The sequence below is a fragment of the Pantoea sp. B566 genome (genome assembly GCF_024793925.1).
In the GTDB taxonomy this organism is placed as follows: domain Bacteria; phylum Pseudomonadota; class Gammaproteobacteria; order Enterobacterales; family Enterobacteriaceae; genus Pantoea; species Pantoea ananatis.
The window spans coordinates 63,186-80,850 of sequence record NZ_JANUQL010000002.1; the positions used below are offsets into that span (position 1 = coordinate 63,186).

The following is a 17,665-nucleotide window of genomic DNA, read 5'->3' on the forward strand; positions in this document are numbered from 1 at the left end:
GAAACTTACCTTTGTCTGAAACGAGAAATATCATGCTAATTCCACAACCCTATTTACTTTTTCTTGGCGATGTCACCGATCCACTCGCGGCAAAAACGGCGCGCGGTATTCATATCTGGCGGCCGGAGCAGTGCGTGGGCGAAATTAAACTCCCGGGCTGTACTGTCAGCCTGGGTCTGGATGAACTTGACATCATCAGCGCCAAAGCACGCGGCGCGAAAACGCTGGTGCTCGGTACTGCTAACGCAGGGGGCTATCTGCCAGAACACTGGCTGGATACGGTGAAAAGTGCCATCAAAGCAGGCATGAACGTTGCCAGCGGACTGCATCACCGTCTGGTGGACGAGCCCGAACTGGTGACGCTTGCCCAGACGTTTGGTGTTGAGCTTTTTGACTTACGTCATATGCGTCCGACGCTGAGCGTTGGCAGTGGTAAGAAGCGGACAGGCAAACGGATACTGACTGTTGGCACTGACTGCTCCGTGGGCAAGATGTACACCTCACTGGCGCTGGAAGCGGCGATGCGTGAGCGCGGAATGAAAGCGGATTTTCGCGCTACAGGTCAGACAGGGATTCTGGTGGCGGGCGAAGGGATTGCCGTGGATGCGGTCATCGCGGATTTTATTGCCGGTGCGGCCGAAGCGCTGTCACCCGCGAATGATGAGGATCACTGGGACATCGTTGAAGGGCAGGGGTCACTGTTCCACCCCTCTTACGCAGGCGTCAGTATGGGGCTCATGCACGGTGCGCAACCTCACTGGTTGGTGATGTGCCATGAAATGGGGCGCCCCCATATGCGCCATTTACCTCATCAGCCAATGGTCAGCCTGAAAGACTGCGTTGAAGCCAATCTGCGCGCTGCCCAGGTGACCAGCGCGTCCGTCCAGCTGGCGGGGTTTGCCATTAACACCTCAAATTACACGGAAGACGAAGCGCGCGCCTATTGCGCCGAAGTCAGCGCAGAGTTTGGTTTACCGGCTACGGATCCTGTGCGTTTTGGCATCGACGAGATCGCCGCACTGCTTCAGGCGCGGGGGTGAAATGAGACAGTTGCAGATTGACGTGGTGGAACTGCCGCTGGCACGGCCCTTTGCTATTTCGCGCGGTACGCGTACCGCCGTCACGGTTATCCGGGTCACGCTGGAGCAAAACGGTTTCATTGGGCGAGGCGAATGTACGCCCACGGCGCGCTACGATGAAACGCCAGACAGCGTTCAGGCCGAGCTTGAGGCAGTGCGCGCTGACGTTGAAGCCGGCCTGAGCCGTCATGATCTGCAACACCGCTTACCCGCCGGTTCCGCGCGCAACGTGCTGGACTGTGCGCTGTGGCGACTGGATGCCGCCCGCGCCAGTCAAACGCTATGGCAGAAAAGTGCACGTCCTCAGCCACGCTCGGTGATCACGGCGGAAACCCTCAGCCTCGATACGCTGGAAAATATGGCGCTGGCGGCGGCGGATGCCGTATCGCGTGGCGCCATCCTGCTCAAAATTAAGCTCAATCGTGATGCGGTTCTGGAAAAGGTGGCGGCCATTCGCGCTGCGGCACCGCGCGCCACGCTGATTATCGACGCTAATGAGGCCTGGTCGGGAATGGACCTGGAAAGCCTGCTGGCCGCACTTCAGGGCTATAACATTGCTATGGTCGAGCAACCGCTTCCCGCCGGTCAGGATCAGGACCTGCAACGTTTTCATCATCCGGTTCCCGTTTGTGCTGATGAGAGTTGCCATACGCGCCAGGATATTGCCGGACTGCGGAACCGCTACGAGATGATCAACATCAAGCTGGATAAGTGCGGTGGCCTGACGGAAGCGCTGGCGATGGTAGAAGAAGCACAAAAGCAGAATATGCGCATCATGGTCGGCTGCATGCTGGGCTCATCACTGGCGATGGAAGCCGCATTGCCGGTGGCGGTTAACGCAGAGCACGTCGATTTAGATGGCCCTATCTGGCTTGCTGCCGACAGTTCTCCTTTTTTGACCTACTCCGAAGGCCGTATCTGGCTATAACTCTACGAGGCGACGATGACGGACACACGACTCACTTCTTCTGCCAACAGTGCCGCCGGTTCATCACCCGTGCTTGATATTCGGGATCTCAGCGTCTCATTTCGTGGGCGCAGCGGCGAGAATCAGGCACTAAAAGGCATCAGTTTTGCCATTAATCCGGGCGAAATTGTCGCCGTAGTGGGTGAGAGTGGCTCAGGGAAATCAGTCACTTCTTTGGCCGTAATGGGCTTACTGGCGAACAGCGGCCGTATCGATCGCGGCAGCATGCAGTTTCGCGATCGTGGCGGAAAAGTACATGCGCTGGAAACACTGGATGAAAATCAGCGCCGCACGTTGCGTGGTCGTGAAATGGCGATGATCTTTCAGGAGCCCATGACCTCGCTGAATCCGGTGCTGCGCGTCGATGACCAGCTCACTGAAGCGTTACGCGATCATCAACAGTGCGACAAGAAAGAAGCGCATGCGCGCGTGCGTGAATTGCTTCGACAGGTGCGTATTGCCGATGTGGATCGTGTCATGAAAAGCTATCCGCACGCGCTCTCAGGCGGTATGCGCCAGCGGGTGATGATTGCGCAGGCGCTGGCCTGTGATCCGCAACTTCTGATTGCTGACGAACCTACAACGGCGCTGGATGTTACCGTGCAGGCGCGCATTCTGCACATTCTGCGTGAGCTGCAACGCGAGAAACAGATGGCGGTGCTGTTTATCACTCACGATATGGGCGTCGTGGCTGAAATCGCCGATCGTGTCGTGGTCATGCTGCGTGGCGAAGTCGTCGAACAGGGCAGCGTCGCAGCGGTTTTTGCCGCCCCGCAGCACCCGTATACCCAGGCTTTGCTGGCGGCGGTGCCGAGACTGGGCGACATGCGCGAATATGCGTGGCCGCAACGCTTTCCGCTGCTCGGCACACAGAATACCGTCGAAAATGAACAGCATACCGCGCGCTACGACACCGCGCCGTTGCTCGATGTGCGTGGGTTGAAAGTCTACTATCCCATCCGCAGCGGCATCTTTTCGACGCTCACGCATCATGTCCATGCGGTTGAGCAGATTGATTTCAGTCTGTGGCCAGGTGAAACCCTGGCGATCGTGGGCGAAAGCGGCTGCGGCAAATCGACGACCGGCCGTGCGCTGATGCGCCTGATCAACAGTGACGCCGAAAGCATTCACTTCGAAGGGAAAGAAATCTCTCACCTGAAAGAGGCAGCATTCCAGCCGCTCCGCCGTGAAATTCAGATGGTGTTTCAGGATCCCTACGCCTCACTGAACCCTCGGCTTACCGTGGGTTTCACCATTGCCGAGCCCTTGCTGTTACATGGCATGGTGTCCTCACTGGAACAGGCTTCGCCACAGATAGATGCGTTGCTGAAGAGCGTTGGTCTGCTGCCCGAGCACGCGCGTCGGTATCCACATGAATTTTCAGGTGGTCAGCGCCAGCGTATTGCCATTGCCCGCGCCATGGCCCTGAAGCCCAAAGTGATTATTGCTGATGAAGCGGTATCGGCCCTTGACGTCTCCATTCAGGCGCAGGTGGTGAACCTGATGATGGATCTGCAGCAGCAAACGGGCGTGGCGTGGATTTTCATCTCTCACGATATGGCGGTCGTCGAGCGCATTGCCAACCGTGTGGCGGTGATGTACCTCGGCCAGATTGTGGAGCTTGGGCCGCGTCAGTCGGTATTTAATCAGCCGCAACATCCTTATACCCAACGCCTGCTGGCCTCCGTGCCGGTGGCGGATCCCGAGAACCGTCAGCCCCGTATTATCGATGACAGCGAAATCCCTTCGCCGTTAAGAAAAGTGGGCGAAACGGTCACTAAACCCCGTTATCGACAGGTTGCGCCTCAGCACTGGGTCGCTGACGGCATTGCATTGCGATAATTCAACGACCAGGAGATTTTTATGAAAACGCTGTTTCGCCGTACTTCACTCGCCCTCGCATTGACGACGACGCTGGTCATGACTGCACAGGCACAGGATCTGCGTATTTCAATGTATGCCGATATTACGGGGCTGGATCCGCACGATACCTCAGACAATGTCAGCTATTCGGTGCAGAGTGGTATCTTTGAACGACTGTTTCAGTTCGATCCACACATGAAGCTCCAGCCTTGGCTGGCCACCGGTTATACCTCAAATGAAAATGCAACGGAGTTTACGCTGACGTTGCGCAAAGGCGTCACCTTCCAGGATGGCACACCTTTTGATGCGGAAGCCGTCAAAGCCAACCTTGATCGCCTGGCAGACCAGAAAAAAGGGCTAAAGCGTAACAGCCTGTACAAAATGATCGATAAGGTTACGGTGCTGGCACCCGATCAGGTAAAAATCGATCTTAACCAGTCGTTTGGTGCCTTTATTAACACGCTGGCACATCCTTCCGCAGTGATGTGGAGCCCGTCCATTCTCAAGCAATATCCAGACGAAGCCCAACTCCGGTTGCATCCTGTGGGTACCGGTCCGTTTAAATTTGTTGACTGGACACCGGGCAAAGCGGTCACGCTGGCGAAGTATGACGGTTACTGGCAGCAGGGATGGCCAAAAGTCGATCATGTTATCTTCTCACCCAGCCCGGAAGATGCAACACGCGTAGCCGCGTTGAAGTCGGGTCAGGTTGACGCAATCTGGCCATTGCCTTCGGATCTGATTGCTGCCGTGAAGCAAGACAGCAACCTCTCTGTTCAGCGCGATCCCAGCATTTATCTTTATTACATGGCGATTAATACGCAGCACAAGCCACTGGCAGATGTTCGCGTGCGTCAGGCAATCAACTATGCGATTGACCGTAATCTGTGGCTGAAGGTGGCTTTTGCCGGTTTAGGTAAACCTGCCACATCCGCCATGCCCGAAGGTGTCCAGTTTTATCAGAAACAAAACGATCCTGATTATCACTATGCGCCGGATAAAGCCAAAGCGCTGCTGAAAGCGGCGGGCTATCCGAATGGTCTGGATCTCAAACTCTGGGTTACGAATGCAACGGCCAGCGTGCGCGCCGCTCAGGTACTGAAAGCGCAGCTGGGCACGGTGGGCATTCGTGCCACGGTAACTCCGATGGATTCCGGCACGCGCAACGCTAAGTTATGGGGCGTACAGGACCCGAAAAAGGCGGAATTTGACCTGTACTATGGTGGCTGGTCGACGTCCACAGGCGATGCCGACTGGGCGCTGCGTCCGCTGTTTGCCACCGAATCCTGGGTACCCACCTCCTACAATGTCTCCTATTTCAGCAATCCTGATGTAGACAAAGCCATTGCCGCCGGGCTGGCAACGGCCGATCCGGCAAAGCGTGGTATCGCCTATGCGCAAGCACAGAAACTCATATGGCAGGATTCACCGGTGGCATTCCTTGGTACGCCAGACAATCTCGTTGGCAAACGCCGCACCCTGAATGGTGTTTCCATGCTGCCTGATGGCAATTTGCTCTTCACTCAGGCGTCGTTTAAATAAGACGCGGATTGCTCTCACGTCCCTTTCTCTCGCAGGGCAAAAGGACGTGAGGGCACCCGTCACAGTGCATTTCAAGGAATGGCATGTTTGCATACATCCTTCGCCGATTACTGGAGATGATCCCGGTTTTGCTGGTGGTCTCGCTGCTGGTTTTCGGTTTTATCAAGCTGCTGCCGGGCGACCCGGCGCGCATCTATGCTGGACCGGATGCGCCCATTGAGGCGGTTGAAGCGGCGCGTCAGCACCTTGGGCTTAACGATTCGCTGCCACAGCAGTACGTCCACTGGATCGATAGCCTGTTACACGGCGATCTTGGCACCACCTACCGCACCCAGCAACCGGTGCTGCAGGTGATTAAACAGGGCTTCATGCCAACGCTTTGGCTCGCCTTAGCGGGGTTTGCCTGGTCCGTGATTCTCGGCCTCGTACTTGGCGTTCTCGCGGCACTGAAGCGAGGAAAATGGCAAGACTGGACGCTGATGAGCATGGCGGTGGGCGGTATCTCAATGCCTGCTTTCTGGCTGGGTCTGTTGCTGATCCAGTTCGTCGCGATGCCTTTTGGGCTGTTCTCAGTCAGCGGTTTCAACAAAGCCGGTGATATTGTCCTGCCCGCCATCACGCTGGGTTCGTCAGTGGCGGCAGTGATGGCTCGGTTTACCCGCTCAGCCTTCCTGGAGGTGGCGCAGGAAGATTACGTGCGGACCGCGAAAGCCAAAGGACTGCGTAACCGCCTCGTGACGTGGAAACATGTGATGCGTAATGCACTCATTCCGGTGATTACCATGCTCGGTTTGCAGTTCGGTTTTCTGCTGGGCGGCTCCATCGTCGTGGAGAGCGTCTTCAACTGGCCGGGATTAGGCTGGTTGTTGATTGAGTCGATAAAAGCGCAGGATCAGCCGGTTATTCAGGCGCTGGTGATGCTGTTCGTGTTTGAATTTATTGTCATTAATCTGCTGGTCGATCTGCTTTACGCGGTCGTCAATCCGGCGATTCGTCTGCGACAGGAGCCGAGATGAGTATTCAATCGCTGACTGAAAACCCGCCTCAGGTCATCCGTTCGCCGTGGCGCGATTTCCTGCATGCCTTTGTGCGTAATCCTCTGGCGCTGGTCTCAGGCGGATTTGTACTGTTGTTGATCGTGGTGGCGATCTTTGCGCCCTGGCTAGCCCCCTGGGATCCGATGGCACCAGACTGGATGGCGTTGTCGTCACCGCCCAGCGCGGCACACTGGATGGGAACCGACGAGCTGGGGCGTGATCTGCTCAGTCGCATTATCTATGGCGCGCGTATCTCGCTCTATGTCGGCGTGCTGTCCGTAACGCTCGGCATGATTGTCGGTGTGGTGTTGGGTTTACTGGCAGGCTATTACGGCGGCTGGGTCGATATGCTGATCATGCGCGGCGCCGACGTGTTATTCGCTTTTCCCGGCATGTTACTGGCCATTGCGGTTGTCGCGCTACTTGGAACCGGCCTGAACAATGTGATCATCGCGGTCGCGGTGTTCAGCGTACCCGTTTTTGCCCGTATTGTGCGCGCCTCGACGCTGTCATTGAGACAGGCCGCCTATGTGGAAGCCGTTCGCTGTGCCGGTGCACCCGATCGCATCATTATCCTGCGACATATTTTGCCCGGTACGCTTTCCAGCGTGATTGTCTACTTCACTATGCGCATCGGCACCAGTATTCTCACCGCAGCGGGCTTAAGCTTTATTGGCCTGGGGCCGGAGCCGGATGTGCCTGAATGGGGTAATATTCTGGCGATGAGCCGGAGCATGATGATGGCTGGCGCATGGCACATGAGCGTGTTTCCGGGGCTGGCGATTTTTATCACGGTGCTGGCGTTCAACCTGCTCGGCGACGCGCTGCGCGATACGCTCGACCCGAAACTGAAGAGCTGACCATGGATTTTCAACAATTGCAGCGCGATCTGCTGCTAAACCACTGGCGTCACGCGCGTACGTTGGGACAGCCGCGCGGCGCTTGCGGGCCCGGCAATCGAATCAGCGATGTTGCCGGCGTGCGCGTCGGACATTACACGCTGAATGATGGAGAAAGGCAGACTGGCGTCACCGCTATCGTTCCGCCGGGCGACAATGTGTTTCTCACGCCGCTGCCGTGTGGCGCGGAAGTCCTCAATGGCTTTGCAAAACCGGTCGGGCTGGTACAGGTCGAAGAGCTTGGCGTGTTACAGACGCCGATTCTGCTCAGCAACACGCTGGCGGTGGGCACGCTGTTTACCACGCTAGTCCGGGATGCCATCCGTCGTAATCCGGAGCTGGGGCGGACATTGCCCACGGTAAATCCGCTGGCACTAGAGTGCAACGATGGCTGGCTTAATGATATCCAGTCGTTGTCCATCAGCGAGGCGATGGCGCAGGCGGCATTGCGCACGGCCGCCGCCGATTTTGCACGCGGCAGCGTCGGGGCAGGGCGCGGGATGAGCTGTTTTAGCCTGAAGGGCGGGATCGGCACGGCTTCTCGTGTTATTCCCTCGCTCAACGCCACGCTCGGGGTGCTGGTGCTGGCAAATTTTGGTTCGCTAAGCGCACTAACGCTTGACGGTGTGCGACTCGGCGACATGATAGCGCCGCTGCTGGCCGGGCAACCGCCGCAGCGTGATGCCGGCTCTGTCATCATCGTGATGGCCACGGATGCGCCACTGGATGCGCGTCAGTTGAAACGCATCGCAAGGCGTGCCGGCGCCGGCCTTGGACGGCTGGGCAGCTACTGGGGCCACGGTTCAGGCGATATTGCCGTGGCGTTCTCAACGCAACCCCTGCCGCAACCCCCTCAGGATGACCAGCTGGAGCCGCTGCTTGCCGCCGCGGCAGATGCAACCGAACAGGCTGTTCTGGATGCCTTGTTGAGCGCGGAGGCCGTCACCGGCTTTCGTGGTCACCATCGGCCCTCACTGACTCAGATTCTGGACAAATTAACCGTATGAAAATTTTTATCTCTGCCGATATTGAAGGTATCGCGGGCGTCATGCGTCCGGAGCACTGCACACCAGGCAACCCGGAATATCAGATGGCCCGGGGGCTGATGGGACAGGAAGTCAATGCCGCGATTGAGGGGGCGTTCGCGGGGGGCGCAACGGAGGTGGTGGTCGCCGACAGCCATGCGCAAATGACCAATTTACGTGCGGAAAATATTGATCCACGCGCCCGACTGGTGCAGGGTAAACCTCGCGGTCTGTCTATGGTTGAAGGGATCGAGCAGCAGACGTTCGACGGATTATTTCTGGTGGGCTATCACAGCGCAGCAGGCGAACCTGGCGTACTGGCGCACACCATTAACGGCCGCGCATTCTGGCGTATCCATATCAATGGCCTTGTGATGGGGGAAACCGACATTTATGCCGCCGCTGCCGCTGAACAGGGTACGCCTCTGTTGTTGGTCACCGGCGACGATCAGCTCCAGAGTTGGATAGCAGAATATTATCCCACGGTTGATTACGTCTGTGTAAAACGCGCCATTTCCCACACCTGCGCGGAATCCATCAGCCCCAAAGCGGCACAGCGCGCAATATGCGCCGCGGCAAGCGCCGCACTGCAGCATCCACATCAGGCAAGCACGACTCGACTGGCCGCGCCTTATCGCATGCAGCTCCAGGCCAGCAAACCCGTGCTGGCCGATCTGTTTAGCCTGATTCCCGATGTCACGCGCATCGATGCGGTTACCGTGGAGTATCAGGCGGAGCGGATGGGGACGTTGATCGGCTTGCTCAGTGCCTTTTCCTATCTGGCGAGTACCCAATCGTCATAAGAGGATGTGCGTATCGGCAGCGGCAAAGTTGGCGCGCCTGTTCTGCTGCCCTGAAACACCGCTGCCATTCAGGATTACCCATCGGCCAGCCGCGCGGCTGGCCATCCAGCGATGTCGCTTCCGTTGCACCACGATGGGGCGAACGCCTGTCCTGACAGCGTTTCCATTCTGTCCGGCCCGGAGGTGCAAAAACCAGCGCGGCAGAGCCCATTTCATCTCCTCTCTTCAGACGCAGTCATCGACTCATACCGATAGCCAGATGAAGGTCGACGACTCAGCCACCGTCAGCTTTACGGTACAAATTTTGCAAGAGAGCAGGGATTGCCATGTAATAACCCGGGGTTTGGGCTCTGCCGGAAAGCGGTTGCAGGCTTTCCCGTAAAGTTGCGGTGTTGGCAGTCTCATGCAGGCACTGCTGTAAAAGGGTGGTGACAACGGCCTGCGGTCAGGTGAATCCAGTTAAGGTGAATAATAATGCGGCTCCGTCACATAGAGGTATTTCAGGCCATCGTACAGACCGGTAGCATCAGCGCTGCAGCGCGCTTGCTGAATGTGTCCCAGCCGAATATCAGCCGCGTGCTGAATCATGCGGAACAGCAATTGGGTTTTGCACTGTTTGAGCGACGGATACAGGGAATGAGCGTCACGGCGGAAGGGCGACGCCTGCTGCCCGAAGTAGAAGATCTTTATCAACGTTTGCAATCCATTACTCAACTCACCGAACAACTTCGACGCGGCGAAGGGCAGATAGTCCGCGTGGGTGCGGCTCACGCGTTCGGTCAAATGGTGCTGGCACCCGCATTGGTCACCTGGCGACAACAGGTGGCCTCGGTCAGTGTCGAACTGGTCACGGAGCACTTCAAGACTTTGTGCCAAATGATTCTGGAAAATCAGCTTGATTTCGCCCTGGTGTTTGGTCAACAGGTGGATGCAGACCTTTTGGCTGAACCGCTGTTCCAGTCTTCCATGGTGGCGCTGCTGCCGCTCAATCATCCCCAGCATGAACCCGTTTCGCTGGAGTGGTTATGCAGCAATAATCTGCTGATGATGCAGACCCAGGATCCGCTTGGGCGCGTATTACACCGCGCGCTGCGCGATAAAAAGCTGAATCCCGCTGTGTCACTGTCGATTAAAACCTATTCGGTCATTGCGGATATGGTCCTGGCAGGCGGCGGCGTGGGCGTCGTGGATCTGTTCACGGCATGCCGCTATGCCGACCAGCTAAAATTGCTCCCCGTCGCGCAACCGTTGCCGTTTGAAGTAATGCTGATCAGCCGTCGTGATAAACCCCAGTCACAGTCCACTCTGCAACTTAAGCAGGTAATACGTAACAGGCTGTGGGAGATTGCCCGACAGTGCGAAGCACAGTTTCTGGTTGAGAAAGCAAGCTAAAAACGGCTTCTGGTGAATCTGGTGGTACACCTGCTATCGGCAAAGGTTTGCGTCACTGTTTTGCCTTTTCAAACCTGTTCTGGTCGCCCCGGTGCAGTCAGGGATACTTATTTCTTTTAAAGACATCCGGCGCTTTCTGTCCCCGTCAGTCGTTCCGGCAGGGACTGAGAAGGGCACACACTTTACTTCTGAATCCAGCAAGGGCCCGGCCTGCCAAAGAGGTATCCCTGCAGTAACGGACACTCATTCGTCTTTAGCCACTCTGCCTGGGCAGGCGTTTCCACGCCCTCTGCGGTCACTTCAACCTGGAGTTGACGGCAGAGTGAAAGAACGGAGCTGACGATGGCAGCCGCTCCGGAGTCCAGGTGCAAATCGTTGATAAACGACCTGTCTATTTTTATCCTGCTGAACAGTCCGGAACTGAGGTGGTTCAGTGAAGAAAAGCCCGTACCAAAATCATCCAGTACGATATGAATTCCGGTATCCCTGAACCTGCGAATCATTTCGTAACTGCCTTCGGGGTTGTCGAACAGCGCCGACTCGGTGATTTCGAGCTCCAGCCGGTTTGGGTGCAGCCCACTCTCAATAAGAACCGTTTTCACCCTGTTGGCCAGCTGTGGATCACGAAACTGACGGGGCGAGATATTAACTGCCACGCGTTCGTGCCCTGACCACTCCGCCATATCGTTGCAGGCTCGCTCAAGCGCGAATGCGCCAATATCATGAATAAGCCCGGTTTTTTCAGCGAGCGGGATGAACACGTCAGGCGAAACATTTCCCCTTACAGGATGATTCCAGCGCAGCAGGGCTTCATAGGAAACCACTTCCTCACTGATGCTGCAGACGACGGGCTGATAAAAAATCTGCAGCTCACCGTTCTCGAGCGCGCCACGCAGGTCATTTTCCAGGCTAAAGCGCTCTGCCGCCGAACTGGCTAGCTCATCGGTAAAAATTACCCAGCCTTTGCGCCCGGCTGACTTGGCAGCGTAGAGGGCGATATCGGCTGCCGATAACATGCTTTCGGCATCTCGCGCATAGCCCGGAAAGAGGCAAACCCCGAAGCTGCAACCCGAGGTGACTTTCCGCCCTTTCAGCATGAAGGGCTCCTTCAGGACCATCGTCAGGCGCGATGCTGTTTCGCTTGCGTCTTCTGCCGAGCTAATGCCGGGCAAAACGGCAACGAACTCGTCACCGCCCGTGCGGGCCAGAATGTCGCCCGGGCGCAGGACTGACAGCAGCCGTGCTGAAACCTCAATGAGCAAGGTATCGCCCGCCGCGTGACCCAGAACGTCGTTGACGCTTTTAAACCGGTCTATGTCAGACACCATGACCGCAAAGGGTTCGTCACCGTCCAGAAGCGTTTCAAGCTCAGGCATCAGGCCACGGCGGTTGAGAAGCCCTGTCAGCGGATCATGAAGGGCCAGATGGTTCGCTCTGACCGCAGCCTGATACTCCGCCGTGACGTCCAGTATGGTATACAGGAGATAGTCATCTCCGCCGCCCGAATTCAGCCTTTCGGCGGAAATCCGTAGTGAAAATTCCGGCTCATTATCGCCCGAAGAAACCGTTTCACTAAAGCCCTGGTCGGGAAGAAGGTCAAATGCCTGCCTGAACACAGCCGCGAGATTGTCTGGCAGGCCCGCAGGCAGGGCGGTTCGGGTATTCCCACTGCGTACCCGTTCTTGCAGACAGGACAAATTCATGGCCGTCGGGTTCGCGCGTATGATGTCCCCCGATGCAACGTCACACAGGATGAGCGCGCAAGGCGTGTGGCTGAATACGGCGTCGAGCACCTTATTTGTGTCTGATAACTCGGTTTCCCTTTTCAGGATAACTTTTTGAGCGATGCGGAGCGCCGCCCTTTCCTGATAGCCTTGTGAAACGTCCCGCACGATTTTGATAAAGGCCGCATTATCTTCATCGGACGGATTGAGAAATTCTATTTCAACTGATGCCCGAAACGCGCTGCCGTTTTTGCGCAGGCGCCAGCCCTCTCCTGTGAACTTGCCGCGCTCACGGGCCTCCCTCAGGTTGGCCTCAGGGATATTCCTGGCCTGCTCATCTTCATCATAAAAAACCGAAATATGCTGCCCTCGGATATCGCGGCTATCCCATCCCTTGATCTCACGGCATCCAAGATTCCAGCTCATCACTTCTCCGGTGGAAGACAGCAGATATATCGCACAAAGAGACGTTCTGGCCACGGCGGCCCCCAGTTGGTCATTGGTTACGGATTTCATGTGGCTATCCTTGATGAGTTCATCGACCTGTTCGGAGATGATCTGGCGTTAAAAACGATTATCGGCGCCGTTAGCCAGAAACAGAGACAAAAATTTGTAAAAATTTAGTTAGAGGCCATATTACGCCACCTGTCTGGACCAGCCCAATCATAATGCACACGGGACTTAGCAGCGTTCGCTTTTCGCTGTAGAGTCAGTCGTTTCACGCACAATTAATTTTTTAAAAGTCTGCCGCAAGTGACTTAATGCAAATCCAAACAGCGCTATCTGCTGTACGCATTCCGGAGGCACCGATCTCACCAATACGGTTATCATCCCGCAAAAAGCGCGGAAGCCTTTTGCCGCTATCCTGTTTATGTGTTTAGATTGATAGAAATCTATCATCACCAGGCTGAGTAATGAAAAAAATCTCTATGTCAGCGGTGGCACGAGCAGCCAGCGTGGGCGTCGCTACCGTGGATCGCGTGCTTAACAACAGAGCTTCTGTTAAACAGGAAACCCGGCAACGGGTCCTGCGCGCCGCTGAAGCCTTAGGCTACCGTGAAGACCTCATTAAGGTCATGACGCCGGACGTGACAGCGGCCAACATCCCCGTGCGCATCGGGTTCATTCTGCTGCCCAATAATTATTCTTTTTATCAGGTACTTTCAGAAGAAATCAGTCGATGCGCAGAGGGAAAACTGGCGACGAAACCGGCGTTTATGTGGGCCGATATTCACGATGTGGAGAACGTCGTATCGTCTCTGGAAGCGCTGGCAGAACGCGTTGATATCATCGGGCTTGTTGCTCTGGATCATCCCCTTATACGACATACGATTAAGCAGCTTTCCGCCTCAGGTGTGCAAATTTTCACGTTGTTTTCTGATCTCTCCCCCTGTGGTCAGGCGGGCTATATCGGGCTGGATAACCTCAAAGCAGGACGTACGGCGGGATGGTTTGCTGAACGCATGACAGAAAAAGAAAGTGTGATTGGCGTCCTACTGGGTGACCACCGTTTCAACTGCCAGGAAAGCTGTGAAATAAGCTTTCGTTCATACCTGCGTGAAAACAGAAAAGATGCCGTGGTTCTGGAGCCTCTCCAGACGCTTGAATGTATCAATGGGGGCTATCTGGCCGCGACGCAACTGCTGAAAGACAACCCAATCATAACAATGATTTATGCGCCATGTGGTGGTGTGGAAGGGGTGATTAAAGCCGTTTCTGAAAGCCCGCGGGATGATATAAAAATTCTCTGTCATGGCCCCTTTATCGGCGATGAAATGGCGCTGATTGAGGGACAGATCGACATCATGATACGTCACCGCATTGATGCCGTGGCTGAAAAGATCGTCTCTGTTTTTATCAGCAGATATCAAGAGAACGATCGCAATCCGGTTTACGTTACCCTGCCTTTCGATCTCATCACTCGGGAAAATATCTGAATCACTCCGGCTTCTGCCGAAGGCTTGCGCAGACTGCATTTGATGTAAAACAATCAAATAAATGATATAAAAAAATCATGATCGCTATCAAATAACTCACTTCGAAGGGTTGCCGGTGTTAAAAAACCGGCGCAATACTGCGCGCATTGAGCCAGACGATTGCCGTCGGGGCGCTCAGTGTTCATCAGTGTTGCCGCATCCGGAGAAAAAACATCATGACGATTTCCATCGCGACTGCGCCCTGCAGCTGGGGAGTGGATGACCCGAAGAATCCTTTTCTTCCCCCCTGGCAGAGCGTGCTTAAAGAAGCCGCGCTTGCAGGTTATAAAAGCCTGGAACTGGGGCCGTGGGGATATTTGCCCGTCCAGCCGGATGCGCTAAAAGCTGCGCTTGCCGAATTCCAGCTGTCGATCGTTGCTGGCACCCTTTTCGACGATTTGGTGAGTGAAGAGAACTTTCCGGCCATGATCGCGCTGACCCATAAAATCTGTCACAACCTGAGCTTCCTTTCCGAACAGGGCAAACCTACACCTTATCTCGTCATCATCGATTTCGGCGATCCTGAACGGGCAGCCACAGCGGGCCAGTCTGAAAAAGCGCCACGACTGAACGACAGCGACTGGCAGACCATGATGAGACATATCACCGTTCTGAGTGAGATCGCCTGGAAAGAGTACGGTGTCAGACCGGTCATTCATCCCCATGCAGGCGGCTGCATTGAGTTTGCCGATGAACTGGAAAGGCTGGTTCGCGATATTCCTCATAGCGTTGCCGGCCTTTGTCTGGATAGCGGCCATTTGTATTACGCCGGCATGGATCCTGTTGCTGCGCTGGAACGTTACTGGGACCGGATTGATTACCTTCATTTCAAAGACGTCAACGAGGTTGTCTGGCGTCAGGCCATCAAACAAGGGCTGGATTATTTCACCGCCTGTGCCCAGGGCGTCATGTGCCCACTTGGCAGCGGCGCTATCAATTATCCCGATGTCCACGCATTTCTGCGCCAGCGCCATTATCAAGGCTGGATCACTATTGAACAGGAAAGGGATCCGCGTGATGCAGACACCAGCCTGCGTGACGTCACAGCAAGTCTGCACTATCTGCACTCAGTCGGTTTTTAAGGAGAAAGGTCATGATTAACGGCATTAAACCGCTTAAAAATTCACTGCGGTGGGGCATGGTGGGCGGCGGCGGTACCAGTCAGATTGGCTACATTCACCGTTCATCAGCACTCCGCGATAACACATTTACCTTAGTTGCCGGGGCGTTCGATATTGATGCGGCACGCGGACGCGCCTTTGGTGAAGCTCTGGGCCTTTCCCCGGACCGGTGCTATGCCGACTATGAAACCCTGTTTGCATCAGAAGCAAAACGCGATGATGGCATTCAGGCTGTCTCGATCGCCACACCCAACAACACGCACTTTGCGGTCTGCTGCGCAGCGCTTGAAGCCGGTCTCCATGTGATATGTGAGAAACCGCTGTGCTTTACGGTGGAAGAAGCTGAACATCTGGCGAAGCTGAGCCGGGAGAAAAAGAAGATCGTCGGCGTGACCTACGGTTACACCGGTCATCAGCTCATCCTTCAGGCCAGGGAGATGATCGCGCAGGGATTACTGGGTGACATCCGCATCGTCAACATGCAGTTTGCACACGGTTTTCATCACGAAGCCGTTGAACAGAATAACGCCAGCACCAGCTGGCGCGTCGACCCGCGCTTTGTCGGACCCAGTTATGTTCTGGGTGATTTGGCGACCCATCCGCTGTGTATCGCTGAAACCATGGCACCTGAACTGAAAATCAGACGGCTGCTTTGCTCACGCCAGAGCTTTGTGAAAAGTCGGGCGCCTCTCGAAGACAACGCATTTGTTCTGATGGAATACGAGAACGGCGCAGTGGGAAATCTGTGGGCCTCTGCCGTCAACTGCGGATCAATGCATGGGCAGAAAGTCCGCATCGTGGGCTCCAGAGCCAGTATTGAGTGGTGGGATGAGCAGCCAAACCAGCTGCGTTTCGAAATTCAGGGTGAGCCGGTGCGCATTCTGGAAAGAGGCATGGACTATCTGCACCCGGCTGCTCGTGAAGATGACCGGATAGGCGGCGGTCATCCGGAAGGACTTTTCGAAGCCTGGTCGAATCTCTACCGACGTTTCGCGCTGGCAATGGATGCAACCGATCGGGGCGACGACGCATTCCTGAAAAACTTCTGGTATCCCGATGTCCATGCCGGCCTGGCTGGCGTCAGATGGGTGGAAAACTGTGTCCGTTCAGCCGACTCCGGCTCGGTGTGGGTGGAATGCTGAGGTCCTGGTCGTGAGAACCGGACTCAGCCTGTCACACAGGGTTGAGAACGCCTGACATTCGATCCGTTTAATGATTTTCGCTGCCTGAACCCGACTCAGGCAGCAAGAGACAACGCAAAGGTGGCATCAATGAAAATCGCTTTCGATGTAGATGTAATCAAAGATCTGGGCATCACCAAAATGGTCCAACAGGTGTCGGAATGGGGATACAACTACATTGAGCAGTCTCCACATCCGGAAATTAACCCTTTCTATAAGCATCCTCGTGCCAGCCGCGAGATCATGGCTGAGTATAAAAAGGCGCTGCGCGAAACAGGTGTGGAAATTTCATCGTTTATCTGTGTTTATCGCTGGTCTGGTCCCGATGAACTGCGCCGACAGGCGGCCGTTAAAAACTGGAAACGTATGGTGGAGATCGCCGTCGAAATGGGCGTACAGGTCATCAATACCGAACTGGCGGGCGATCCTAATCAACCCGAAATCTGCGATGAAATGTTTTACCGCTCAATGGAAACGCTGCTTCCGCTGTTCGAACGTGAGGGTATCCGTGTTGAAATTCAGGCGCACCCGTGGGACTTCTGTGAAGAGAGCGATGAGACTGTCAATATGGTCAGGTCGTTCAGGAGTGATAACGTTAAATATGTCTACAGCGTTCCTCATACCTTTTTCTATGATAAAGGAAAAGGCGACGTAGAGAAGATGCTCCGTCATGCCGGACACGATCTGTCCCATGTTCTTATTGCCGATACCATGAACCACACAAAGCATTGCCGTTACATCGTTAACCCACCAGGCGTGGATGCCACTATTCATCAGCACGTTGGCATCGGCGAAGGCGAAGTAGATTTTGACACGCTGTTCCGAACCTTGCGGGACATGAAGTTTGCAGAGCAGACGTTCAAAGTAGGGGGAGAGCCTATTGTGGCCGCATCGCTTTTTGGTTATCCGGAAAAAATGAAGTATCAGGCCGTGGAAACCCGCGAGCGGATAGAGCGAGAATTGCTTACGCCTCATCCATGAGTGATGTGCCCGGTGACATGTAAAATTGCTGCCGGGCTTTTTAAAATATGCCTTCCCAGTATTTGCATGCCAGCG

General features: G+C 55.4%; 14 protein-coding genes. 13 read left to right on the top strand and 1 reads right to left on the bottom strand.

The genetic code is table 11. From position 1 onward, the window contains the following. Positions 1-32 precede the first annotated feature (32 nt). The 9 genes from dgcN to NYE92_RS00345 all read left to right on the top strand — a co-directional run bounded on the left by dgcN (position 33) and on the right by NYE92_RS00345 (position 10,607). Positions 33-1,040, top strand: coding sequence for an N-acetyltransferase DgcN (dgcN, locus tag NYE92_RS00305; RefSeq protein ID WP_014333151.1), 1,008 nt, complete (start codon positions 33-35; stop codon positions 1,038-1,040). Position 1,041: 1 nt separating this feature from the next. Next, on the top strand, positions 1,042-2,007 hold the full coding sequence (gene dgcA / locus NYE92_RS00310) for an N-acetyl-D-Glu racemase DgcA (protein ID WP_072139151.1): 966 nt from the start codon (positions 1,042-1,044) through the stop codon (positions 2,005-2,007). Positions 2,008-2,022: 15 nt separating this feature from the next. Beyond that, a complete protein-coding gene (locus NYE92_RS00315; protein WP_013027875.1) occupies positions 2,023-3,888 on the top strand; it encodes an ABC transporter ATP-binding protein in 1,866 nt (621 codons plus the stop codon). 21 nt (positions 3,889-3,909) lie between these two features. Then, positions 3,910-5,451 carry a glutathione ABC transporter substrate-binding protein gene (locus NYE92_RS00320; RefSeq protein ID WP_014333153.1) on the top strand — a complete coding sequence of 514 codons (1,542 nt, stop codon included), beginning with the start codon at positions 3,910-3,912 and terminating at the stop codon, positions 5,449-5,451. Positions 5,452-5,534: 83 nt separating this feature from the next. Continuing rightward, complete coding sequence (locus tag NYE92_RS00325; protein ID WP_014333154.1) at positions 5,535-6,467, top strand: ABC transporter permease; 933 nt, start codon at positions 5,535-5,537, stop codon at positions 6,465-6,467. Then, positions 6,464-7,348, top strand: coding sequence for an ABC transporter permease subunit (locus tag NYE92_RS00330; protein WP_013027878.1), 885 nt, complete (start codon positions 6,464-6,466; stop codon positions 7,346-7,348). The genes NYE92_RS00325 and NYE92_RS00330 overlap by 4 nt, the downstream gene beginning before the upstream one ends. A gap of 2 nt (positions 7,349-7,350) precedes the next feature. After that, positions 7,351-8,394: a P1 family peptidase gene (locus NYE92_RS00335; protein WP_029571358.1), complete on the top strand. Its 1,044-nt coding sequence runs from the start codon at positions 7,351-7,353 to the stop codon at positions 8,392-8,394. Then, positions 8,391-9,215 (top strand): M55 family metallopeptidase, encoded by an 825-nt coding sequence (locus tag NYE92_RS00340; protein WP_259018319.1) that lies wholly within the window; start codon positions 8,391-8,393, stop codon positions 9,213-9,215. The genes NYE92_RS00335 and NYE92_RS00340 overlap by 4 nt, the downstream gene beginning before the upstream one ends. A 474-nt stretch (positions 9,216-9,689) precedes the next feature. Next, a complete protein-coding gene (locus tag NYE92_RS00345; protein ID WP_014333158.1) occupies positions 9,690-10,607 on the top strand; it encodes a LysR family transcriptional regulator in 918 nt (305 codons plus the stop codon). A gap of 182 nt (positions 10,608-10,789) precedes the next feature. Here NYE92_RS00345 and NYE92_RS00350 read toward each other — a convergent pair whose 3' ends face one another. After that, entirely contained in the window at positions 10,790-12,847 is a 2,058-nt protein-coding gene (locus tag NYE92_RS00350) for a bifunctional diguanylate cyclase/phosphodiesterase (RefSeq protein ID WP_013027882.1), read from the bottom strand. Between the two features lie 398 nt (positions 12,848-13,245). Between NYE92_RS00350 and NYE92_RS00355 the strand changes: the two genes are divergently transcribed. The 4 genes from NYE92_RS00355 (at position 13,246) to NYE92_RS00370 (ending at position 17,590) form a co-directional block, all read left to right on the top strand. Further along, positions 13,246-14,268, top strand: a complete 1,023-nt coding sequence (locus tag NYE92_RS00355) for a LacI family DNA-binding transcriptional regulator (protein WP_259018323.1) — start codon at positions 13,246-13,248, stop codon at positions 14,266-14,268. Between the two features lie 215 nt (positions 14,269-14,483). After that, positions 14,484-15,389, top strand: a complete 906-nt coding sequence (locus NYE92_RS00360; RefSeq protein WP_259018325.1) for a sugar phosphate isomerase/epimerase — start codon at positions 14,484-14,486, stop codon at positions 15,387-15,389. Between the two features lie 11 nt (positions 15,390-15,400). Continuing rightward, complete coding sequence (locus NYE92_RS00365) at positions 15,401-16,570, top strand: Gfo/Idh/MocA family protein (protein WP_024472086.1); 1,170 nt, start codon at positions 15,401-15,403, stop codon at positions 16,568-16,570. A 129-nt stretch (positions 16,571-16,699) separates the two neighbouring features. Then, complete coding sequence (locus NYE92_RS00370) at positions 16,700-17,590, top strand: sugar phosphate isomerase/epimerase family protein (RefSeq protein ID WP_022622872.1); 891 nt, start codon at positions 16,700-16,702, stop codon at positions 17,588-17,590. Positions 17,591-17,665 lie beyond the last annotated feature (75 nt).